This window comes from Streptococcus sp. HSISS3 (assembly GCF_000448605.1).
GTDB lineage: Bacteria > Bacillota > Bacilli > Lactobacillales > Streptococcaceae > Streptococcus > Streptococcus raffinosi.
Window position 1 is genome coordinate 316,893 of the sequence record NZ_CM002130.1, and the last position, 23,284, is coordinate 340,176.

The following is a 23,284-nucleotide window of genomic DNA, read 5'->3' on the forward strand; positions in this document are numbered from 1 at the left end:
CTGTTGATCCTGGTTCTGCACTCACTTCAACTGGTGTCTTAGTACCGGCTTTACCTGTAAGGTCTGTATCGACGACTGGTTTCGCTGGAGCTGTGGTGTCTTTGACTACAAATTCTGTTAATGGTTTTGTATCTTTAGAACCATCTTTATAGGTTACAACAACATTGTTTCCATCTTTTTCCACTTTATCAACAACTTTTGAAGCATCTTCTACTTCCTGACCTTTTTTGTCAGCTAAACGTGCATCTGGATTGTTTTGAGAATATTCAACTTTAACTTTCTCTTTAATTTTTTCAAACTCTTTATCAGTAACATTGTTAGCATTTGATACGGTTACTTTATCTGCTTCTGATGGAGTTTTGATATCATATTTTTTAGTTTGTGCTTTTAATACGAAAGTTACTGCACCTGGGTCAGTCAGGTAAGTACCAACTACTTCTCCATTATTTTTAGTTTTTGTTGCATTATTGGAAATCTCTGCACCATCTGTATCAGTTGCAGTGGCAAAACGAGTTACAAGCTCTAGAGAGTCGTTTTCTGTTTTTGGAAGTCTACTTTCAGCAATACCAGAAACTTGTCCAGTAACTTTAATTTTTGCTGGTGTAGCAGTTTCAGAATTAATCGCTGTTACAGTGTAGCCCCATTCATTATTTTGTTTTTCTGGGTTCCCATCAATATTATTTAAGGCAATATTTCCACCTTTTCTTAATGATGCGGATTTAATTTTTCCAGAATCGTCGTTAAAGGTAATATCAACGTCAGCTTCTTCTCCAGTATATAGATAAACTTCTTTTTGTTTGGAGCTGGATCTGAATATGGAATCTCTACTGTAGGAGCCTCGTTTTGACGTGCAGGATTTACAACTACAGTAACTTCAATCTCACCTGACTCTTTACCTTGGCTATCAACAGCTTTATACTTAACTGTATAAGTGCCTGGGGTGTTTGTATCAACTGTCTTGGTTGCTGTGTTTCCATTTACTGAAACGACTTCAGCATGTACCTTATCACCTAGTGTTGCTTGAGCATCATCTTCTTTATCTGCCACTGTCACAAGAGAAGTAAGGTCCAGTTGAGCACCTTGTTCGACAGTTTTTCTGTTTCCTTCAACAGCTGAAGCAATAGTTGGTGCATGGATTGCCTGTCGCAATGGCTTTAAATTCAGAGGCTGAGAGTGTTTGCTCGTCAATATCCTCTGAAGCTCGCATCGGTGTACGACTGGTCATGATTTGCGTAATATAACGGAGCTTTGTTTCTTGAATCTGCCAAAGGTAGTTATCAAAGCTTCCTTTAGTGATATAGTGGAAAATATTTACCTTACGATAGATATTTCCTTGACGAACCAAGCGTCCATTACGTTGGATAATATCAGACGGTTTCCAAGGCACATCGAGATGATGAACAGCTTTCATACGACGTTGTACGTTAAGACCGGTTCCCCCTTTTTCCGTTGAAGCCATGAGAATACGAATCTCACCAGCATTCATTTGACGTTGAAGTTGGAGCTTAGCCTTTTTGTTAGCAGCATCGTGAATAAAAGCAATCTCTTCTTCTGGAATTCCTCGTTCAACAAGCAAATCTTTCAACTCTTGATAAACAGAGAAACCCTTGCCATTAGGAGTTCCAAGGTCAGAGAAAATCATTTGTGTCCCTTTATGCTTAGCCTCCATGTGATAAATCTTGTCCACTCGCTCAACCACTTGCATGAGTTTATCTGCATCAGCTCTTACATAGAACTCCGCATCAAGCAAACGCATGTCTAAAGCCAACTTTCTGGCTTCACTAGTGATTTTGAGCATGTTATCTTCACTAGGATCTACATTCCCATTTTTAACTCGGTCTGAGCGTTCTACAAGCTCATCCAAATAAACTTTTTGGTTCTCAGTCAACTGACTTTCAACCGCTACCTTTTCTACCATAGGAACTGGAAGATTAAGGTCTTCAGTCATTTGGATATCTGCAGTCTGACGATAAATCGCCATCAGCTCAGGGAGATTCATAAATTTAGCAAAGCGTTTACGTGAAATATACTTGTCTCCAGTAGGGTTAAGTTCAAGACTATTCTCAACAATCCCAAACGCACCAACCCAAGCATCAAAGAAACTTACACCGAAGTGTTCCATGACATCTGGTTGAAGATAATTCATCATCGTATACATTTCGCTAATAGAGTTGGAAACTGGTGTTCCAGTCGCAAAGACAACGTGACGTGTATCATGCTCTTCTTGAAGCACGCGCACCTTCATTTCCATATCCATATTCTTTTTTGAGGTACGGTTGGTAATACCAGCAACGTTCCCCAAACGTGTCATAGGACGGACATTCTTGTACCCGTGGGCTTCATCAACAAAAAGCATATCAATACCAAGGCTTTCAAAGTTGATAAACTCATCAATACCAGTCTTGTTTTCAAGCAACGTTTCTAAGTTTGCCTCAAGACTTCTACGCATAGATTGTGCTTGCTTAAAAGTAATTTTGTCGTCATTAGCTTTTGCGTAACCAATGATCTCATCAAGCTCATCAATCTTTTCAGAAATAAAGGCTTGTTCACGTTCTTGTGAGACACGAACTTTCTCAAATTGAGAATGCCCAATCACAATACCATCATAGTCGCTCGTTAGAATACGAGAAACGAACAAGCGACGGCGTGACTTTTCAAAGTCCTGCTCAGTCGTAACAAACACTTTCTTGGTAGGGTAGAAACGCATAATTTCTTGACCAAATTGTGCTGTTAGACTAGATGGAACTACAAACAATGGTTTATGAATAAGCCCAAGTTCTTTCATCTTGAAAGCTGCAGAAATCATGGTTAGTGTCTTACCAGTACCCACTTCGTGAGCAAGCAGTGCACGTCTCTCTTCAAGAATACGTTGTACCGCATTTTTTTGGTGAGGGCGAAGCTCTACTCCTTTAGCCAACCCATCAAATTCCAAGAGACTTCCATCATATTGACGTGTCACATAGCGATTAAAGACTTCATTGTAGGTATCCTCAATCACTTCTTGAACTGTTGGATTTTCATGAATAAAGTTCTTAAAGCTTTCTTGTAGAACACGTTCACACTCACGTAGGTTTGCTGTAGCCACTTCATCAACCTTACGTATCGGGTTTTCAGTCGTACCAAAGTTACGCATGATTGTTGGTTGATTACTTGTAAGCAAGTGAGCCACAATATCTGTTGCGTGTGAGTAGCTTTTATTGTACTCATCACGTAGACCTAAACGAAGGTTAGATTGACGACTCATATAGCAGTTTAACAAGCGTTCGTTGAAACCTCGTCCGATTCTGGATGTCACTAATAGTGATTTAGCTTCTTCAGAATGGAGACCAACCTTTTCATCCAACAATTCACTAAACACCCATTGAGAAACGACGTTACTAGGAATCCAGCTAGAACCAATGCTGAAATCAATATCAGATAAGACAACTGGTTCTGGTACAACAGATAAAATCAATTCCAAATAACGTTCCCAATCCGCTTGTGTATCTCCGTCTTCAATGAGAGAGTTAATGCAATCACGTTTAGCAAGAACATCACCTGAAAGGAATTTATCCTTAGTAACATAGTGTACAGTCTTATCATCAATATAGCGTTCCACATCAATCATCACGGTCTCACCTAGTTCAGAAATCATCATATCTTCTGAAACATCTGGATAGACAGAACTCATGAGGTTCAAATCAACGCCACGACCTTCTGAAAGCGACACATTCAAGGCTTCTACTGCTGACATCACTTGATGGAGGTGTTTTTTAGGACGAATAGTTGGCTTTTTAAAAGCATCTGACTTCACAAAGACTACCTTTGAGCTGTCATTCTCGTCCAACTCCTCTAATTCAAGACTAGCGATAAGAGGATAACGGTCATCTCGGTCAAAGAGGCGAGCATTCACCGCTTGATTGATATAACCATACTTCTTCTTGAAAGTATCGTAGGCTTGATTAAGTGTTGCAAGCAGTTGTTTGAATTTCCCTTCATCATAGTCTGTCGTCATTTGAATATCAATAATGGCTTGATACGCATTTTTGATAGCAACCATGCCACGAATACGCTTGTTTTCTGTATCCGTAAGGGGTGTTTCATAGAAATAAATACCTTTGTATAGCCCTTTACTTTTAGCTGCTTTAGAAGGTGTTTGACTTACCCATGTATTTGTAACAATATTAGGGTCTGCTTCTACTGCTGCTTCAAAGTCTAAAATGGCTTCTTCTTTGTATTTATCATCGTATTTTACGAACTGTCCTTGTTCGTCTTGATAAAAAATCATTTCAGCTGCGCGTGAGCTAGGACGGATAGACGTGTTATCACGATAATAAACACGCCCATTTTTATCACAAGCATACTCGTTCAATCGAATGTCAAGTGAAGTAAGCAAGCCTTGGTCAAGATGATTCACTTCTTCTTTAAGGATAATATCACGAGGTTCTAGTCTCTCTACTTCGAAAGGCACTGTTACTTTTGATAGTGCTTCTTGAAGCTCTGAAACTAAGTCAAAAGAGCTATCTACCACAAGATCCAGTGTTCCACCATTGAAATGACGTACCTGATAATCACCTAGGACACAAGGATTTTTACAAATAGCATCCTGGAAGAAATAGGGATTGAGTGAGACACGTTTATCAAAGGGGAGTTTATTTCTATCTGAAGACCAGAAGTCGATATTATTATCGGGAACAGGGATAAAAGCTCCTTTTTGGAAAAATAGGATATCTGTTACCACTCGTGTTCCAGCATCTTTAAAAGCAGTATTTGGTAAGCGGACACCACCTAAAAACTGAGTTCCGCTACGACGGAGTTCTGGCAGAATTGAACCAGCACTCTTATCTGCAGTACCAGTTGAAGTGATAGCAGCAACCATCCCATGATAGGGTACCAAATCGATAGCTTTCTTAAAGAAGTAATCATGAATACGATAAGGTTTATTATCATAAGCTTTATCGACAATGCGAACATCCGCAAATGGAACATTCGTAATGACCAAGTCAAATGGTGTCCCTTCAAAGTTTACTGTTTCAAATCCTTGGACTAAAACAGTAGCATCTTGATGAAGGTGTTTAGCAATAGCACCTGTAATGGTATCAAGTTCAATTCCATAAAGAGTAGAATTCTTCTTGATATCCTCTGGCATTGTTTCAAAGAAGATACCAGTACCCATTGATGGATCAAGAATATTACCTCCTTTAAAACCACTTTCTACAATCTTATCCCACATTGCAGTAGCAATCTCTGGACTTGTGTAGTAAGCCGTCAAGGAGCTCATTTCCATCGCACGGTATTCTTCTTTAGTGACAAGACTTTTTAGCTCATCACGCTCTTTTGCAAAACGATTAATCTTACTATCAAAGAAATCGTTAGCAAGTCCTCCCCAACCAACATAGTTATAGAGAATTTCTTGTTCAGCACTATCAGCTAGACGGTTATCTGCTTCGAGTGCTTTCACAAGTTTAATGGCAGAAAGGTTAGCTTGAACCTTTTCTGCTTTAGTCATTGTTTTATTTTGTTTTTGTTCTTCCATTCTTGTTCTTTCTCCTTAAAACTAAAAAAGACCTGGTATAATACCAAGTCTTTCTTTTTAGTTGTAGTATTTGTTTATACGACTCAAAAATATGTGAGCCTCTCGTGTTTTCCTGTTTTTGAGGAACTCAATAAAACTATCTTGAATGTCAAAAGAGAATGCTCCAGCCAGTTCACATTGCTTATCAAAGCTTTTGCTGACTGTCATAGCTTTACTCTTACGAATAGCTACATGCGTGGGCATTGTTCTGGGAAAGGTAACTCCTAGAGAGTAACCAAAATCAAACAAAGTTAATAGATATGGCGGTTCATCTTTAGAAAAGATAATACCAAAGTTATTCCAGTGTCTATCAACATTTAAGGTTAAGCGATCAATCTCAAAGAGTCTGGCAAATATCGAATCAAGCTCAGCTTCTGAAAAACCAATCTCAGCCAACTCTTTTTTCAAAAAGTTATACTGCTCTTGAGGTTGTTTCTTGGCTATTTGTTCGATATCTGATTCCGTATACCCCCTTTGTTGTAGCAAACGAAACATCGTAACGAAGCTTCCACCTTCTGGTATGAAATTTTGTGAACGACAAAGATCACTACCTACTTTTTCGTAAGGTACATAATCTTCAATCCCACAACTTTTCAAAAACTCAGATACTAGAAACTCAGCTTCAGCCTCCCCACCAAAAAAGTCTCTTTTATAGAAATAGTCATCTTTCAACCATTTCTCTTGAGTTCCTTTGCTAGAGGTAAATACAGTCATAGTATCTCTCCTATTTTCTACTCAAATTAGGATGATGATCTTCTAAAACAAATGGCTCATCATTGAGTTCTGGTATTGATACCCAATAAAAATCATCGGTATCAAAACCGTGTGTCATAGCAATTTCGTGCCAGACATCGGGAGCTGTATAGGTATAACCTAAAAGTTCCTTTCGGTTTTTTCGTCCAAAATCAATTTGACGCCCTTTTAGAAAATCTACCATACGTTCATAGGTGAATTCTGTGTTCAACAAAAAATCATCTTCCCTTTCAAACGTATCTAAGGTTTTACTGATTGTATCAACCAGGTATTTTCCAATCATCTTTTTATTGTTATAAAGAACAATAGTCAACTTCATGACGTTTCTCCCTGAATTATACATGAAATCACGTATAGTGTTATCTCTAGTATAACATGAAAACGCAGTTGACTCATAATGAGTTCTCGGTTTCATTTTTTCTCCTCTTATCTAAAACTCAATTTTAAGCTTTCCACAATGGGCTAAAAAAAGTTCTGCTTCTTTCTTTGCCTCTTCATCTGCGGATTTGTTCCTTTCTCCTTTCAGTTGAATAATCCTATTGTTTTTCAATTCAAGAGTATAGAGAGGGGTTTCTCTGTGTGCTTTATCACGAACAAAGACAATAATAGAAGTTCCGTAGACAAAGTGTTTTTTTGCATAACTTCCAACACAATGATGTAGGATTTTGCCTTCTTTGACAATTTCACTTTCGTCTTTAGGAAAGATAAAAGCATACTTGTCAAATGCGGTCTGAGCCTTCATCATGTTTGTCAAACGTTTAGCTGTTTCAACCCTCAACTTCGCCTCTTTCTTTTCGTCCTCAAGGCGTTGTTTCTCTACTCTCAAATCTCTGACAGCATTAGTTACACGTAAATATGTACCACGTGCTTGTTGATTCTCGAGAAGAGCTGAATAATTTTCTACGATCTCTGTATGTTTATTTTCCCAATTTTTTGGGATAACTACATAATCTCCATCAAATGGAATTCCCAGAGCTTCTACCATTTCTTGATAGTCCTCATAATCACGAATGGAGATATTGTTTTTCATCATCCAGTTAATAAAACGAATTGGTTTCACAGTGGATGGTATGATACTTTCCAAACGCTTAATTAGTGGCTTCTTGTCAGAAATCATAGCGTTTATAATCAACTCATATAACCCCTCGAAGGTTCGACCATATCGTCTACGCAAATCTTCCTCGAAAAATGCCTTTTCAACATTTATATCCGTATTTTTTAGATACGGTTTATTCCTTTTAAGAAAGTTCGTGGTAACCTTACTCATATTTGCATGACTATGTCCTAGACTATATGAGTAATATGATTTATAAAACGTAGACCCTACCAAATCTTTGACGATTCCACGCGCCTTAATTTTTTGGGCGAATTCAATACGCTCTCTATATTTATAAAGATGAGGTAGCACTAAGCTTATCTCAAAATTTTCTTTAATCACTTCATCAAAATCTAAGTATCTCAACTCAGATTTTGATTGTAACTTTTCAATAAGATTTTCCATACCACCATAAAGCGTATAGACACTAAATGCACCAGAACCGAAAAAGAGAGCATTTCTCTGATTTTGGAATCCAGTACTATAGATTTCTTTACCTTTTTGGACTGAAAGATATGGATCCGAGTGTGCTTTCACCATCTTATTGTTGGCAAGCTGATAAAAGTTATAAAGGCTGACGTCAAACTTTTCTTTTCCTTCTTCAAATGATTGAGTTACGGCATACATTTGCATTTCAATGCGTTTCTTTGTGACTCCCATCCAGACAAAGTAAAAAGTATCTCCTACAAAGGTTAAACGGCTGTTAAGTGATAAGCGTTTTGTGACCTTTTCCGAAAATTTTTTCGGTCTGAAGAGATAATTGTCCTGGACTTATTAGTCCATTCATAGATAGGAAAATCATTCTTCGCCCACTTGAAGAACCCGTTAGGAACTTTTAGACGATTGTCAACGATATCTTGAATACTCTTATTTGATTTTGCCATTGTTTTTCTCCTTAATCATAAAAAAATGGCCCTAGGACCATTTTTCTTTCCTTGTTGTTAAAATTCCCCTTCTTCAACAGATAAATCTGAAAAAAGATCTAACTGTTTCCCATCCTTTTTAGGTTTTTCTTAGTTGGAACTTTCTTTTTAGTTTCTGTTTTATTTAGGCTCTTATTCTGTTTCTTTTTTGGCTTCTTAGTTGGTTGCTTGGTTGATTTCTTACTACCAGTAGTCATTTTCCCTACAACGGATTTGGTCTCAACCTTCTCAGCGGTAAAATACTCTTTAACCCAAGAAAAGACTGTGGCATCATCAACCATAGCACCTTGACCATTTCTATAGTCAGATTTACTGGCTTTTCTGATGCAGTAAGCCATAGCATCCTTAATCGTACGATCCAGATGTTTAAGAATCCCAGCAATCAGCTCATCATCCTCTTGATGATCAACTATCCAATTATGAATAGCATCCTCAGTCGGTGTATGTGCTTCAGCCATTTCTTCATCAAAATGGCTTACTGCCATGAAGCAGTCAAAAGCATCAATCTTAATTGTATCAGTCATTGTTTTCTCCTCTTTTATTTAATCAAAGCTACGTTTCGTTTCCCATCTTTTCCTTGTGTCATTTCTAAAACATCGTGTGGGATTGAAAAGTCATCTTGATAAGCTGTTGTAACGACACTTAATCCTGCAGAAACAGCCTTAATTACTGCTTCTACTTCTTCTTGTGTATTAGCTTCACCAATAAACAAGACATCAGGGTTGAAGCGTAATACAAAAGTCACGAGCTTTTCCAGTTCCATACCGTTAGCTTTATTGACTTGTAGTTGGTAAAAAGACATTTCCTTAATCTCGACATGTCTTTCAATTGTTATGACTTCACCTTCTTTAAAAGCTTCAGCAAGTAACGAGTAGGCTAAAGTCGTTTTGCCGACACCTGCAGGACCAGTAATGACATGTAAGCCTGGAATGCTTACTTGTTCAAGCACTTCTTCCATACGACTACTATCAAACTCACTCAAAGAAATTCGTCGCTCATTCACATGAATAAGTCGGATAGACATCGTTTCTAGTCCTTGAAAATTAACTATCGTCGATATCCTAATGGTGATTACTCTACCATCATCCAACTGATAGTCACAAGTCCTTACCTGACTACAACGGTTTTTTGTTACGTCCATATCAGCTATAGATTTAATATGACAAAATAGAGCATCCGCATCCTCTGATGAAATGAAGTCATGGACCTGTTTAACATCAGCAGTTCTAAATACTACCTCGTAATCTTCACCATGTGGGAAGAAGGTAATATCTTGGATATTATTATCGATAGCTTCTTTTAAAATATTGTTTACAATCATTGTTTTTCTCCTCTCAGAACTCAAATAAGCTTAACTGTTCTCCTTCAGTTGTTGGTTTATCTTTAAGTGGCTTTCGACAAGCTACTAGTGTTTTTGGCTCCTTCTCAACCTTATAAATAGGTTGCATTGCACGATAGTTCTCAAAGAACGTGTCAAAAAATGCGAACAAAAGGTGTCGACATTGACTCAAAGCCCTATACTCTAATCGAGTATAGTAAGTAGCTTCATCAGATAGCAGTTCAGAATCTTTGGTATAAGTTTCAAAAACCCACCACTCAAAGCCACGTGCAAACACTTCAGTCGGTGTCAAATAATAATCCAACTTCTTCTTAATATGAACAGCTTGAGCTAAGTCCGTTCTGGTTTCCTCTGCTATTTGAATAAGTTTCAGCAAGCTAGCCTTGTAGATATTACGAATATCCTTAAAGCTATGTGATGTAGAGCTAATGATACCTGATTGATCATACGTATAGTCTAAATAATGTCCATACTCATGTATGAATGATGAGGAATCTCTTACATCAACTGCCATGATATTTAACCCTGGCACATAAAGTCCGCTTGCTTTATGTTTTCCTAGCTTTCGGAATTTGAGTTCGGGTTCTACAGTAGAATGAGGTAAGTGATTACACAACTTCTCCCATTCGTTCTCTAGAACCCTGAATTTCTCCTTATCAAAATCACTACCTCGATAACGCTCGGTATCTACTTCAACTTTCGAAAACCCTAAATCAAGAAATGACGTATTACTGTTCATTTCATGATCTTGAAAGATTTTATCCTCACGTACACTGGCTATCGTCTTAGTTGACTGATTAACATATTGTGCATTAAGGTTAGCTGCAAGAGCATCTTCATACTCTCTTTTAAGAACGTTAGCTATCTTTTGGATATTTCCATAATAACTACATTCCTTGTAGATACCTTCACTATGGATAGACATCAATTCAAGAAAGCTAAAAGATACTAGTCCATACCTCGTTTGAGAACTACTCTCTCTCCAAAAACTTAGGTTTTTCTTCAAAGGTACTCTAACCTTTGAATCGTCGACAATGAGAAGATACAAAGTGCGTTTGGTATCTTCTGCACTTTTAGTAGCAGGTAATCTACTCCCATGGAGTGTGAGAAGAATCTGTTCACCGAAAAGGTATTCCTGATTTTCTTCATCCCTCAAACTCATGCCCTCGAACAGTCTTTTTAGCTTATTCGAAAAATAAGCTTGATCATAACCAATGGTTTCAATATCAGCCATGATGTCTTTGACTTTATAGGCTGTATAGACATTATCTTGTCCGAATACCTCTACTGCTACTGCTCCGACTTCTTGAGATAAAAGTTCCTGACATTGATATCTACGAATATTCGCATAATAAATACAAAACCTTCTCACGATATCTGCAGCTTTATCAGTCTCTTTTATCTTCGGAAAAGTGACTTTTTTAGTTGTTTGTTGTGCTACTGCTAGTAAATTTGCCATTGTTTTTCTCCTTAATAGCAAAAAGGAAGGTAAAGCTTAAAGCTACTACCTTCCTCTTTCTCTTATATGTACTATGTACGATACACTATGAACTATACATAGTATGACATACAATTTATTCCGTAAAAAAGGAAACCTAATTATTGTTATCAAGTTTCCTTGCATAATCTCGTTTGTGACTCTCTATATTTCGAAAAATATCATTCTTATCCCAGATTTGTAATTCCCAAGGATAATAGAAATGACTCTTGTTTTTAAAGTAGAGATGGATGCCAGTATAGTCTTCAGTATCTTTTAAATACCAATTTTTAAGACCGTATTCTTCCTTCCAATCATCTAAACGATCCATCACTTCAGTAATGACAGATGTTGGCAAAATGACACGTGCTCCAAAAATATCATTTAAAACCGAATTTACTGGATACCCTTCTGCTCTTTTAGTAAAACGCTCAATCTTATCTAAAATAGATTCAGATGTCTTCACTCTATAGAAGTAACTAATATCGCTGACATCTGCTACCATCAAATAATCGTTGATAGATTCGTGCAGATTCAAACGATATTTTAGAATCTCATCAACTGGCACCTTCGCAAAAGTGTGATTAAGATTGACTTTAGCAAGTTTACCACTTTCAAAATACTCTTCTGAATACTTTATATGAATGGTGTTGATTTCAAAGATCAGTCGCTCTACTTTCTTGATATCCAACCCTTATACGTCTCCAAATAATTTTTCTTCATTATACCATATCCTGTTTATTATACGTTTTGAACTTAATCTTTTCTTCTGGAGAAGCTTTCAAAAGGAAATCATCGATTCCCTTTTCGTGAGGCCAGATTAGAGCACGAACCGTACAAGATTGCTTCGTAACTAGATCTTGAACCATGTCATACATACGTTCAAATACTGAGTCATTATCCTCAAAGTCTTGGTCAAAGGCTAGATAAATAGGTTTGACCTTTTTGAGTTCAGTCTTTCCAATAAAGTCCGAGATAGGACGCCATGCTGCTACTCCTGCCATAGAGATAACACAGATATTCCCCAATTGAGAAAGACGAGTGTTTTTCGCAACTGATACGGTGATATCTCCTTTAAGCAAACCTTCCGTAACTAGAAGGTTATCAACCTTACTCATAAGGTTGACTTTAGCCTTGCCTTCATCCGAAAAGCGTGCTTGTTCTAAAATGTCATCAGAATAAGCAAAATGTGGAAAAGACTTAGCACTTGTTCCTTCTGGCTTATATGCTGACGAAACAAAGACATACTTTTGCCCTTTTTTAAATGTCAACTCAAGTCCAGAAAGAAGTTTAACACTAGTTTTCTTAGTTGTCCCACTTGCTAGTTCGCGTGATGAACCTTTAGCAAACACATACCAATCGAAACTTCCATCTTCATTTTGGAAGACTTTAGCAGTACGTGCATTTCGTCCCTCTTGAAAGGCTTCGTTTACTTTGGCTTGATAACTAATGTTATCAAGACGTACTTGAAAACCTACAATTTGTCCCCAAGAATTGCGACATGGAATTAGAATTCCATCTTTTGATTCAAAAATAGGACATTTTGCGTTTTCGTTCCAATAGAAACCAGGAACTCCACGCCAAGCATCTTTAGGAAGCCCATTTGCAACAAAGAGCTTTTCCCAAATAGTTGCTGGGTGAGATACTGTTGTATCAACCTGCTTCTGGCGTGTTTGCTTTGTTGATGAAGCATAGCCACGCAGTGCAATAGTCTCAACAGAAAGACCTCGTTCTGCACTTGTTAAGTGCTTGACATGGTCCTTAGTTAATCCCAACACTTCAATCACAAGAGAATTTACCTTGTGAAGTGTTGAGATACTTGCCAAAGGCTGACTTTTCCAACTAGGTTCAAAAGTCACGTCTTTAGCTTTTTGGGGATCCAAATCATAAATCGTCCCAGCACTACCAAATTGTGGTTTGTCTGGGTCAATCTTTCTAGCACAGACTGCTTTAGATTGATCTGCAAAAACCAGACACCAATCTGGTTTGCCACAAATAGGGCAAGGGTAATCACGTCCTACCCGAATCATCTCGGTTTGTCCAATCGTAATAATTTTTGTCATTTTTTTCTCCTTATAAAATATAACATTGTTGTTTTAAAGTGACCTTGGAAAGTCTCGAACACCTGTTCGTAGTCTTTCCTCCGCATGACGACAATTTAGTGATGGAAACACCTGTACCTCACCTCTAATCATCGAGATGTCACCTTCCTTTTTTGTCCGACTACTCAAACTCAAAACAAAAAAAGCATAACAAAGAAGCCGGCAAGCCTTGTCTCTAAAAACAAGGTTGCGCGTGCCTATGGAAAATCATAGGAAACTTCTCGTTATGCTTTTATCTGCTAATAACGTTTGTTGTAGCCTTTCAAAAAATTAAAGGCAAATTATCTCGTACCTGTTGTAAGCGTCAAGCCCCTTCTTCTGTCTGATGGCTTAACTGATAGCTAAAAGCGAGTACGCTCCCTTTTAACCCAATCAAACATGGGATACCTATTGCTGGGACAGAACCAGAAATAGCATCTCCTCCTCCATGCTTCTATTTTCTTTAGTCACGTGACCAAAGGTTCACCGTTTGAGGTGGTGGAAAAAATATAAATTAAACAATTTATGTCTTTAGTATAGCAAAGAGCAACTAACATTACAAGTTTATCGTTATTCGAATTATAACCATATATACTACTCTTCATTGTATTATATACTATACATAGTCTATAGTTTACAACACATTATGTATAGTCCACCAATAGTAATAAGCGAAGAATCAGTCGTCATGAAAAAAGAAATACAAGATACATTGATAAACTATGTATCTTGTATCGTAAATAATCTAGAACACTCTTTATACTAATTTTAAATATAACTTATTAACCAATAAGAATATAATCATATATAGTTCTTTAATGTATCGTTCAATATGCATCGTATATTATCTACTATATACGATAAATAAAGAAACTATACATTATTCACATTACATAATGTATTAGGTATCGTCTTGTGATAGAACTGTTCTTATTTATTATATTAAATGAATGAATAAAGAATATACGATATAATACCTAGCAGTACATTACTTAACGATATATCTTACATCGTCTATAGCATACTACAAAGTTTTTCTTTCTTTGCACTACACTATATATAGTGAGGTTATGTATAGTGTAGTGTGTAATATTTGAGTAGAAAGTCGAATATAGTGATATACACTATATATCGATACATTATGTATATTATATATGGAATAAATACGTCGTCTAGAGTACATTCTTATATTTTATATAGTATATAATGTATCGTGTATGGTGATGTGCGTTAATTTTCTTTATTTCCAGAAGTATTTTATAAAAGATATACGATATAATGCTTTGCATTACATTGTTTGTCTATATACTCTACATCGTTTATAATATACGATTAAAAAATTGCAATTTGTTTTGTTAGTCATTTATATATAGTAATGCTATGTATAGTGTAGTGAGCAAATGGTATTATGTTTGAGTTAGAACTCGAACATAATACTATACACTATATATCAATACAGTATGTATAATATATATCTGTAAGATACATCCTCTATTATACATTATCTTTTTTACATAATATATAGTGTATCGGGTATAACTTTTGTTGTGGTTTGATACTCAGTAATATGTTATGCTTTTGAATAGTATATAGTAAACGATACACTATGTATTAGCTAATGCGTGATAACCTTGTTAGGAAACATTATTTTTATATACTATACATAGTGTATCATGTATTGTTTACGATATATCTTACACAGTACTTGCTATTGAATTTCTATATGGTATACTTTAAGTAGTTAAATATGTATCGCATTGTTATACATAGTGTATCGTACATATCGGATTGAAAGGAGTAGATATGGTTGCAAATACAATCGTAGTGATGGATGAAAAAGGAGGAGCAGCCAAAACAACATTAAGTTTATTATTGGCTCAAGCTCTAGGAAATGCTGGATATAAAACGTGTGCAGGTGATCTAGATGGTCAGTGCAATCTAACTACGGCAGCAGGAGTGAACGAAGACGAACAAGAAGGGATTTATTCTGTACTAAAAAAAGAAGTAGAAGTAGCTGATGCTATTGTCCCGGTTGACGGATATGATCTGCTTCCAGGTAGTAAGCTGATGAAGAACTGGGAGAGTGAAGCTTCAGGACTAAAAGATAGGGATTTTCGTTTAAGGAACGTAGTTCAAGATATCAATGATTACTACGATTTTGTACTCTTTGATACACCTCCGTTCTTTGGTGTTTCTACAACAAGTACCCTTTTTACAAATTCGAAAGTTTATGTTCTTATTCCTACTACACCTGATAAGTTTGGTATTGAAGGTGTAAAAGATACAATCGAAGATATTGAAGCTGTTCAAGAAGGATTTTCTTTCTTTGGAATTGATATTGTTATTGCTGGAATCGTTATAACTCAGGTTGATAAAGGGCCCGGCTTTAGTAAAAAATCAATTAAACAAGTCAAAGCAAGAGAAGCAGTAACAACTCTTGAGAAAATTGCGGAAGAACATAATACTAAAGTTTTTGAGCAATACTTATTTAATAATAAACAATACAAAGATATGATTGCTAATCAAGCAAATGTTTTTACAAATAGTGGCTATAGCATCCCTCAAAAACAAATCACAAATGTTATGAATGAACTAATTAAGACGATTGGAGAACACAATGGCGAAAAAGCTTAATACTATCCAACAAAGAAATTATAATAACCTTTTAACAGCTGTTGAATCAAATGATCGCACAACAGCTAAAGAAGTATTTGACCGTTTTTTTAAAGGGAAAGAGATTGAAGAAGTAGTAATTGATAAACTCAAGGAGAAGCATGATATTACCTATCTAACTGAAGCAAGTGTAGAACCCAAAAAAGCTGCTGTTTCTCCAAAAAAAGTAAACATTGTTACTCAGAAAAAAGAAAAAACAAAATTCCAACTAAACTTGAACCAGCAAAAACTCCGGAAGAAAAAGTGCGTTCAAATCTAAATATGACACAATTATCAATGTCTCGTTTTAGTGCATTAAGAGCTGTTTTAAATAAAAAAGACCTCAAAGGAGAAAATGGCAATTATCCTAAACGCGGAGGATCTGATAAGTTATTCACTGAAATGTTAGATCAGATGTACCAACTTCTAGATGAAGAACAAAAGGAGTTGTTTAATACATTGGTAGAAACTGAGTTGAGTTTTAAGTAATTAAGTTTAACATGTAGTTATCATACAAAAATGTAGGTAACTCGTATTGAAATCTTTTTTTGCATACAAAAGTGTAGGTAATTACTACACTTTTTGTTTTGTTGTATTTTAGAATATAATTAAGAGAGAAAATAGTGATGTTCTAAAGCTTAGTATTATTAATTTTGTTTTAGTAATAATAGTTTAAATAGTATTAAGTAGTATTAAGTGGTTAATAATAGTAACTAAGTAGTTAATTATAGTTTAAGTAGTAGAACTCCTGAAACCCTTGCTATTATTGAGCTAAGCCTACCTTTATCATATAAAAGTGTATGTATATCCTACAAATTGGTAGGTATATCATATAATTTTGCATGAAAGACACACAAAGTTGCATGTTAAGTCTACAAAAATGTATGTATGTCATATAAGATTGCAGGTGTATCCTACAAATTGGTAGGTATGTCCTATAAAGTTGTATGTTAAGTCTACAAAAATGCATGTATGTCATATAAAATTGTATGTATATCCTACAAAAGGGTTGTAAATTTTAAAAAATACTATGAAAATCAGAATATTAGTGATATAATGTCATACAAAAGGGTTGTAAATTAATATATTTATACCCTGTCACATATTGCAGTGAGTAATTAGCTTGTAGTAAAATAATTACTTTTATTTAAAATACGACCAAAATGTATGATGAATGAACTAAGAGAGGTAGAAGCATTTGGTAGAGAATAGAGAGTTCAGAGAAATCATCAAATATGATAATAAGTTCACCCAAATGTTTCAGCTGGGAGACCTTTCACCTCTTCAAGAAAACATGATTTATTCTATATTTGGTGAGTTGCGAGATGTTTATGACGAAAACGAAGCAGCAATCTTTTCTTATTCGAGTCTGGCAATGCTAGCAGGAAATACATTTTACAGTTCTAGGGAACAAAAAATTGTTCCTAGGACTGGTAAGCGATTTGAAACTACAGTTGAGGAACTAGAGGAAAGAATGACTAAAATTGTATATCGACATCCCGAAAAGGTTGTCGATGGTAAGGTAGTCTCTTATACCTCCATCCCACTGTTCAAGACCTTTAGAGTAGACCACGAAAATAAACTGATTAAAATCCACTTGTCTGATGCGGAATATACTGAATATGATGAAGTAACTACAGAAGATGGATTAAAAGTAAAAGTAGCGGTCAAGCGTACAGTTAAGGACCTTTTCAATAACCCAGAGTGGGGTAAAAAAGCTAAGTACATTCAGTATGGACGTGATTACCATAACCTATTGAAGAGTAAGTATTCTAAACGATTATTTAGACATTTAGCAGACTGGCGTAAAACAGGCTTTGTAAAAGATACAGCTGAAGAACTGGAGCAAGAAGTTTTGATTTTGGATAGTCCAAGTTTACTTCGTTCGAAAGGTACTAAGCTGCAGCAAGCGTTGGATGAAATCAATACGCTATTAGTTGATGAGCATGGGCTTCCTGTCATACAGGATTTAACAGTAGAGCGAATCAAAAAAGGAAAATCAATTACCCACTATATATTTAGGTTTAAACCGTTCGATGACGATTTGAGACGTATTGTTGCAACAAACGATAAAGTCATTACCTTTGAGAAGAAGAAGGAGTTAGACTTCAAACGTAAGATGGCTATCGTGATGGAGAAATTCTACACTGTTTTTCCTAAAGGGAGCAAAGCTGACAACTACAATAATAAAAATCAACTCAAACGTTGGCTTGAAACAATGGACCATGAACTAGTTATTGAGGCGTTGGAAAGAACAGGAAGTGATGCAAACCGTACTTTCGGTTGGACAAGAACGTTGCTCAATAAATGGGAAGTAGCAGGGTACACAAAACTTTCAGATTTGAGAGATAGTCATCCAACTAATAAGGATAATCGTCCTTCAAATGTTCCAGACTGGTCTGAGCCAAACTATGAAAATGGAACGAATGACAAAGACCGTTTAGGACTAATAGTAGTAGCAGTTAAAGCAGCAATTAAAATAGAACTCTCAAAGACGCCTGACGAAGAGAATAAGGCGGATATTAAACATTTAGCAGATAAACTGTTGCAAGAAAAGCTGTGGGAACTTAAAGATAAAGGTTTAGAGTCACTGTCTGATAGTCATTTTGAAGAGACAAGAGAACAACTTTTGACTGAGATACTTGATTATTTTAAAGTATAACTTCAGATATGTTTTTGAAAATATATTATATATATAATAGCGATACACGATGTATCGCTATTTTGTTTTAGAGATTTTTTATACTAGTTAAATCTAAAATCAACATGCAATCTTGTATGATATAATAGGTTTAAAAATATAAGTGGTAAACCTGTAGTTAATTGCTATCATTATTGAGAGGAGGAGAATTATGTCAAAACAGAAAGATAAATATCTAGCACTCAGAAGGCAATTACCAGATATTATAGATGAGTATATATCTTACCTTCAAGTAGATGTCGAAGAGCCTTCTCCCAAAATGGTTGAACGTTTGTCAGTAATCCAGAAATTTTTAAATAGCTATGCAATTACGATTGATAAAGAGGGTATCTCCCTATCATTGACAGACTTAGAAAAATTACCACGAGAATTTGTTCAAAATTATTTGGCAAATTTACGTCTGAAACCAGCAGGAAAAAGATTTATTCTCTATACTTTAGCAGCATTTTGGAATTATCTTACGAATACCTCCTTTACAATTGAGAGAGGAATGCCGTTATTTTATCGTAACGTGTTTAATGAATGGAAGATTGTTTATAAAGAGAGTTACCACAACATAATATATTCCGAATCAAAGAAAAAGACTATTTTGTATACGCAGCAAGAGCTTGAAGGGCTACTTGATTTCATGGCAAACAGTTATGTTACAACTCTACCAACTCAGAAAAAGGCTGATAATTGGGAAAAGGAGAAAGAGCGAAATATTGCTATATTTGCGATCATAATTGGTACTGGAGCAAGTACTCAAGAAGTTGTTAACTTGACAGTAAGGGATATTGACATGCGAAAAAAAGGAATTTGGGTTGTTAGGAACAATGAGAAACAATTTATCCGTTTTCTTCCTTTCACAATTCCTTATATAGCTCCATTTGTTAAGGAACGACGTGGACGCTGGGACTTAGACCCTTCTATACCGTCATTATTTTTAACCATGTTGAAAAAGCCTATGGGGAGAAATACAATAGGTCATTTGGCAAAGAACATTGGACGTGCTTATGGTAAGGTAATCACTCCTAGCATTTTAAAAGACAGCCATGCCTCTATGGTTTATAAAGAAACAGGAGATATTAAGAAAGTTGCTGAAATACAAGGATATAGTTTAGATAAGAATCACCTTATAAGATTTATTGATTGAACGTGTGAACTTGTCTCAAGATTAGTCAAAAGGCTACTTAAGGCCTTTTTTATGTCACTGGGTTACGAATAGTGACTCCTAAGTCTATAATGAATTTATAGAGAATTAAGGAGGTCTTATGCTTAGAAAAAACAATGAAAAAAGAGGTTGTCTTGGCAGTCTGATTTGGATACCGATAGCTATTGTTGTTATGTTTTGTATAGCTGGATATGGTATGTCCCAAGGAATTAATGTACCTGGTATTTTATCTAGTGGCTTTAATGTTATTAGTAAAGGAGAGCATGCCAATTCAAGTGATGTCGGAAAATTATTTGGGAAATTTTTTCCCAAGTCAGAATCTTCGGAAACAGGAAACAGTTCTTCTAAAACAAGTGGTGGAAAGTCTGATGCTTTTAGCTATAGTCCATTGCCTTTTGAAAACCATAAGCTAATGGTCAATGGAGATTTGGATAGTCTTGGTAGAGCAACATATGGGCACATCAGACTAAAGTATTCGGACAAACCACAAGATGATAGGGAAAGTAAAATAAATGTTGATCCAGTCGGTTGGCATAACTATCGTTTTAAGTATGAAGATGAGCACGGAAAAGTCAAAAAAGCTTATCTGATGAATCGTGGCCATCTTATTGGTTATCAGTTTTCTGGATTGAATTCTGAAATAAAAAATCTAGTACCTATGACACGCTATTTGAATGCAGGAACGATGTCTGATAGTAAAACGGATGCTAATAATCCAAACGGTATGCTATACTACGAAAATGCACTAGCCAAATGGTTGAAGAAAAACCCAAATATGTACTTAGATTATTGTGTTGTTGCAAACTATACTGACAATGAGTTAGTACCTAGGACTGTAACGCTTTACTGGACGTCCTTTGATGAAAATGGTTCACAGTATGGAGTTGAACTATCAGAAGAAGGATTAGCAACAAGTGATGGAAATGTGAGTTCGGTCACACTTCAGAACGTTTCAAAGAATGCTAACATTAACTATTTAGATGGTACAGCCACAAGTAATTACTAACATTGACTATAGAATGTTTTATGCTAAAATAAGAATCAGCGTAAGCGTTTGAACAACAAAAAGGGGGGGTATAGCCTCTTTTTTGTTGATATAATGGAGAATTTTTATTCTAATTTAAAGGGATAATACTATTGAATCTGGTTTGGAGAGCAGTAGAATCTATCAATGTACTCCATATCTTTAAACTCAGTTACTAAAGCAAAGGGGATCGACATGATATAGGTTTGTCCGCTGTTCGAGAGAGTTTAGGGAGGTATCCTAATTGTTCTTTGTCAATACGATTTAAAGACTATCATTTAAAACAGACGCTAAAAATAGAAAATGTTGTCCTTTTATGACGAAAAAACTACAGTTTATGACTTCAATGAAACTTTAGTTGTCTTTATATTATACTAATCTTGTAAATCATAAGAAAAGGAACGTCAATCATGAAAACAACAACTAAACTCATTGGTATCCTATCAGCTATTATTGTAGTTATCCTCGCTATCTTCTTAGTGACTAAGTTTAATAGTCATGAGTCAGCGCGTGTTAGCACAAGTAGTAGCCCAGCCAAGACGGTTAAGAAATCATCTTCAAGCTCAAGTAAAGCTGTTAAGAAGGATAAGAAATCAGTCCAATCATCAACTTCAGCAGTTTCAAATGAAGAAAATGACAATCAGGCTTCAGCAGTAGCGCCTAAAGCTTCCTCTCAAGAACAAGCTCAAGCAGGCACTACAGATGCTGGGCAAGTGGCTGAAGCAACAACACCAGCTTCTCAAGTTGGGGGAGTTGAAGGTGGTCGAGGTGCTTGGACAGCTACTTCTGGAACATTGACACTTGATGAGGAAACCCCTGTATATGCTGCACCAGATAAAGACAGTGGGGTTGTTTCTAAAATGCCTGCAGGTGATGTTGATTGGGATAAATATGAAATTTTACCTGATGGAAACTGGTATAGTTTTGTCAAAGATGGGCAACGTTATTATATTTCATATTCAGATGTAGGGCATTGATAAAGTATTAAGAAGTCTTTATAAACCACTTTTCAAGTCTATCAAGGCTTTAAGATAAACATGAAATAAAAAAGACAGTAACTATTCTGAAGTTACTGTCTTTTTGGGTCCTACGAAAACCACTAGCACAGCTAGTGGTCCCAAAAATTATTAAGCTATGTAGCAAAAAATACTAGAAACAGACTATTCAACGGCAAAACCTAAGTCGATTAAAGAGGTTAAAGTTAAAAGCCGACACTTATTCACAAAATCTGATAGTTTGAGAAAAGAGATGATTTGCACTACGAGTGGTAATCGTAGATTTAGGGTATTTTTCCAATACGCTATTTACATTATGTAACCCAAGGCCTCTTCCTTCCCCTTTACTAGAGTACCCCCTAGCAAAAATATGACTAACATCCACTTTTTCTGATTTTATACTATTTTCAACGATAAGTACCAATGAATCATCATTGTTTATGAAAACAACAGTCATTCTAGGACTTGTGGCTTTAATGGTGGCTTCAATGGCATTATCACAAAGGACAGAAAGAACAGTTATGAAATCTAGTAATTCTATCCTAAAATTACTAACAGGTTCGTCAATCTCAACAGAAATTGAAATTCCCCTATTTTGTGCCTCAAGTAATTTAGCGGAAAGAATACTTTTGATAGCATCATTCTTAATATTACTAAGTTTAGCAATATCAAACTTACTATCATAGAATTGGTTTGCACTATCTCTAAGTACACCATTGTATACAGTTTTAATAGCTTCAATATCTTGATTATCAATTCCTAATTTTAGACTGGTCAAAATATTAATGTAGTCATGACGGAAACTTCTAATTTCCTCATAAAGTGATTCAACATGATGGCTGTAAATAGATAGTTCATTTAATTGAGTATCTTTTTGATCAATTATTTCCTTCTCTAGTTTTTCTTTTGAAATTGCATTGAGATAGAGTAGCATTACAAAAAACAGAACAATATAAAAGTTATTAATATGTCCTCTCCAATTATCTGCATCAGCTAATTTGTCTCTATAAATAACAAGTATAGAAACTAAGAGCATATATACAAACATAGAGATGTTGATCAGTAACAATAAATACTTGAAATAGTAACGCTTGAAACCTTCTTTTATTTCGTTAAAATCTAACCTAAGAGATTTTACTATGAGTAAATGAAGAGGGAAAACCAGTAATTCAATTAAGATATCATACCAACTTAGTTTGACTTCATTGAAGACAGAGACTCCTAGTAGAGGGAAAACGTAGAATGCTAACATTCTACCTAGCAAGCTTTCAACGATAACGGGGTACAAGCCATAAAAAATATCAAGTGTTTTACTACCATACTTATTTTGATATATGTTATAAGCAATAAAGGTAAAAAAGAAAGTAAAGTACCCAACAGGAGGACATATGATGAGGAGTAGAACATACAAAAATGGACCAATAATACACCACAAAGGTTTGATTGGTTGGTTACTAACCTGTTGAAACAGTAACAATGCTACTAACATCTTAGAATAGAACAGCAATAAATTTATAACTATATCCATAGAAACAC

19 protein-coding genes are annotated in these 23,284 nt (G+C 35.6%); 7 read left to right on the plus strand and 12 right to left on the minus strand.

All coding sequences use genetic code 11. The features are described from left to right. The 11 genes from HSISS3_RS12065 to HSISS3_RS01675 form a co-directional block, all read right to left on the minus strand. Window positions 1-184 (minus strand): hypothetical protein (locus tag HSISS3_RS12065; protein ID WP_042771781.1); only part of this gene is annotated, 184 nt, incomplete at its 3' end. A 521-nt stretch (window positions 185-705) separates the two neighbouring features. Further along, a complete protein-coding gene (locus HSISS3_RS12150) occupies window positions 706-1,149 on the minus strand; it encodes an immunoglobulin-like domain-containing protein (RefSeq protein ID WP_021151474.1) in 444 nt (147 codons plus the stop codon). Beyond that, window positions 1,106-5,515: an SNF2-related protein gene (locus HSISS3_RS01635; protein WP_021151475.1), complete on the minus strand. Its 4,410-nt coding sequence runs from the start codon at window positions 5,513-5,515 to the stop codon at window positions 1,106-1,108. Before HSISS3_RS01635 ends, HSISS3_RS12150 begins: the two co-directional genes overlap by 44 nt. 57 nt (window positions 5,516-5,572) lie before the next feature. After that, complete coding sequence (locus HSISS3_RS01640; RefSeq protein WP_240472092.1) at window positions 5,573-6,226, minus strand: hypothetical protein; 654 nt, start codon at window positions 6,224-6,226, stop codon at window positions 5,573-5,575. A gap of 52 nt (window positions 6,227-6,278) precedes the next feature. Continuing rightward, window positions 6,279-6,626 (minus strand): hypothetical protein, encoded by a 348-nt coding sequence (locus HSISS3_RS01645; protein ID WP_021151477.1) that lies wholly within the window; start codon window positions 6,624-6,626, stop codon window positions 6,279-6,281. Between the two features lie 111 nt (window positions 6,627-6,737). Beyond that, window positions 6,738-8,063, minus strand: a complete 1,326-nt coding sequence (locus HSISS3_RS01650; RefSeq protein WP_240472093.1) for a PcfJ domain-containing protein — start codon at window positions 8,061-8,063, stop codon at window positions 6,738-6,740. A gap of 322 nt (window positions 8,064-8,385) precedes the next feature. After that, complete coding sequence (locus HSISS3_RS01655; RefSeq protein WP_021151479.1) at window positions 8,386-8,850, minus strand: Cas9 inhibitor AcrIIA9 family protein; 465 nt, start codon at window positions 8,848-8,850, stop codon at window positions 8,386-8,388. Window positions 8,851-8,864: 14 nt separating this feature from the next. After that, entirely contained in the window at window positions 8,865-9,647 is a 783-nt protein-coding gene (locus HSISS3_RS01660; protein WP_021151480.1) for an ATPase, T2SS/T4P/T4SS family, read from the minus strand. Between the two features lie 13 nt (window positions 9,648-9,660). Then, a complete protein-coding gene (locus HSISS3_RS01665) occupies window positions 9,661-11,124 on the minus strand; it encodes a hypothetical protein (protein ID WP_021151481.1) in 1,464 nt (487 codons plus the stop codon). A 136-nt stretch (window positions 11,125-11,260) separates the two neighbouring features. Continuing rightward, entirely contained in the window at window positions 11,261-11,833 is a 573-nt protein-coding gene (locus HSISS3_RS01670; protein ID WP_021151482.1) for a hypothetical protein, read from the minus strand. A 31-nt stretch (window positions 11,834-11,864) separates the two neighbouring features. After that, complete coding sequence (locus HSISS3_RS01675; RefSeq protein WP_021151483.1) at window positions 11,865-13,205, minus strand: DUF3854 domain-containing protein; 1,341 nt, start codon at window positions 13,203-13,205, stop codon at window positions 11,865-11,867. A 1,821-nt stretch (window positions 13,206-15,026) separates the two neighbouring features. On the opposite strand from HSISS3_RS01675, the gene HSISS3_RS01680 reads away from it, so the two are divergent. The 7 genes from HSISS3_RS01680 to HSISS3_RS01710 all read left to right on the plus strand — a co-directional run bounded on the left by HSISS3_RS01680 (window position 15,027) and on the right by HSISS3_RS01710 (window position 21,730). Then, window positions 15,027-15,857 (plus strand): ParA family protein, encoded by an 831-nt coding sequence (locus HSISS3_RS01680; protein WP_021151484.1) that lies wholly within the window; start codon window positions 15,027-15,029, stop codon window positions 15,855-15,857. Continuing rightward, the gene (locus HSISS3_RS12155; protein WP_021151485.1) at window positions 15,841-16,155 is read left to right on the plus strand and encodes a hypothetical protein; all 315 of its coding nucleotides are present in this window, start codon (window positions 15,841-15,843) and stop codon (window positions 16,153-16,155) included. The genes HSISS3_RS01680 and HSISS3_RS12155 overlap by 17 nt, the downstream gene beginning before the upstream one ends. A 2-nt stretch (window positions 16,156-16,157) precedes the next feature. Beyond that, window positions 16,158-16,364 carry a hypothetical protein gene (locus HSISS3_RS12160; RefSeq protein ID WP_042771711.1) on the plus strand — a complete coding sequence of 69 codons (207 nt, stop codon included), beginning with the start codon at window positions 16,158-16,160 and terminating at the stop codon, window positions 16,362-16,364. A 709-nt stretch (window positions 16,365-17,073) separates the two neighbouring features. Beyond that, window positions 17,074-18,537, plus strand: a complete 1,464-nt coding sequence (locus HSISS3_RS01695; RefSeq protein WP_021151487.1) for a replication initiation protein — start codon at window positions 17,074-17,076, stop codon at window positions 18,535-18,537. Window positions 18,538-18,727: 190 nt separating this feature from the next. Then, on the plus strand, window positions 18,728-19,711 hold the full coding sequence (locus HSISS3_RS01700; protein WP_021151488.1) for a tyrosine-type recombinase/integrase: 984 nt from the start codon (window positions 18,728-18,730) through the stop codon (window positions 19,709-19,711). A 118-nt stretch (window positions 19,712-19,829) separates the two neighbouring features. After that, entirely contained in the window at window positions 19,830-20,735 is a 906-nt protein-coding gene (locus tag HSISS3_RS01705; protein WP_021151489.1) for a DNA/RNA non-specific endonuclease, read from the plus strand. A gap of 428 nt (window positions 20,736-21,163) precedes the next feature. After that, window positions 21,164-21,730 carry a hypothetical protein gene (locus HSISS3_RS01710; protein ID WP_021151490.1) on the plus strand — a complete coding sequence of 189 codons (567 nt, stop codon included), beginning with the start codon at window positions 21,164-21,166 and terminating at the stop codon, window positions 21,728-21,730. Window positions 21,731-21,968: 238 nt separating this feature from the next. Here HSISS3_RS01710 and HSISS3_RS01715 read toward each other — a convergent pair whose 3' ends face one another. Beyond that, a complete protein-coding gene (locus tag HSISS3_RS01715) occupies window positions 21,969-23,276 on the minus strand; it encodes a sensor histidine kinase (RefSeq protein ID WP_021151491.1) in 1,308 nt (435 codons plus the stop codon). Window positions 23,277-23,284: the final 8 nt, after the last annotated feature.

Coding starts and splice junctions, on each gene's coding strand:
- HSISS3_RS01635 (WP_021151475.1), bottom strand. CDS start 5,515: ATGGAAGAACAAAAACAAAATAAAACAATGACTAAAGCAGAAAAGGTT.
- HSISS3_RS01645 (WP_021151477.1), bottom strand. CDS start 6,626: ATGAAGTTGACTATTGTTCTTTATAACAATAAAAAGATGATTGGAAAA.
- HSISS3_RS01650 (WP_240472093.1), bottom strand. CDS start 8,063: ATGGGAGTCACAAAGAAACGCATTGAAATGCAAATGTATGCCGTAACT.
- HSISS3_RS01655 (WP_021151479.1), bottom strand. CDS start 8,850: ATGACTGATACAATTAAGATTGATGCTTTTGACTGCTTCATGGCAGTA.
- HSISS3_RS01660 (WP_021151480.1), bottom strand. CDS start 9,647: ATGATTGTAAACAATATTTTAAAAGAAGCTATCGATAATAATATCCAA.
- HSISS3_RS01665 (WP_021151481.1), bottom strand. CDS start 11,124: ATGGCAAATTTACTAGCAGTAGCACAACAAACAACTAAAAAAGTCACT.
- HSISS3_RS01675 (WP_021151483.1), bottom strand. CDS start 13,205: ATGACAAAAATTATTACGATTGGACAAACCGAGATGATTCGGGTAGGA.
- HSISS3_RS01680 (WP_021151484.1), top strand. CDS start 15,027: ATGGTTGCAAATACAATCGTAGTGATGGATGAAAAAGGAGGAGCAGCC.
- HSISS3_RS12155 (WP_021151485.1), top strand. CDS start 15,841: ATGGCGAAAAAGCTTAATACTATCCAACAAAGAAATTATAATAACCTT.
- HSISS3_RS12160 (WP_042771711.1), top strand. CDS start 16,158: ATGACACAATTATCAATGTCTCGTTTTAGTGCATTAAGAGCTGTTTTA.
- HSISS3_RS01700 (WP_021151488.1), top strand. CDS start 18,728: ATGTCAAAACAGAAAGATAAATATCTAGCACTCAGAAGGCAATTACCA.
- HSISS3_RS01705 (WP_021151489.1), top strand. CDS start 19,830: ATGCTTAGAAAAAACAATGAAAAAAGAGGTTGTCTTGGCAGTCTGATT.
- HSISS3_RS01710 (WP_021151490.1), top strand. CDS start 21,164: ATGAAAACAACAACTAAACTCATTGGTATCCTATCAGCTATTATTGTA.
- HSISS3_RS01715 (WP_021151491.1), bottom strand. CDS start 23,276: ATGGATATAGTTATAAATTTATTGCTGTTCTATTCTAAGATGTTAGTA.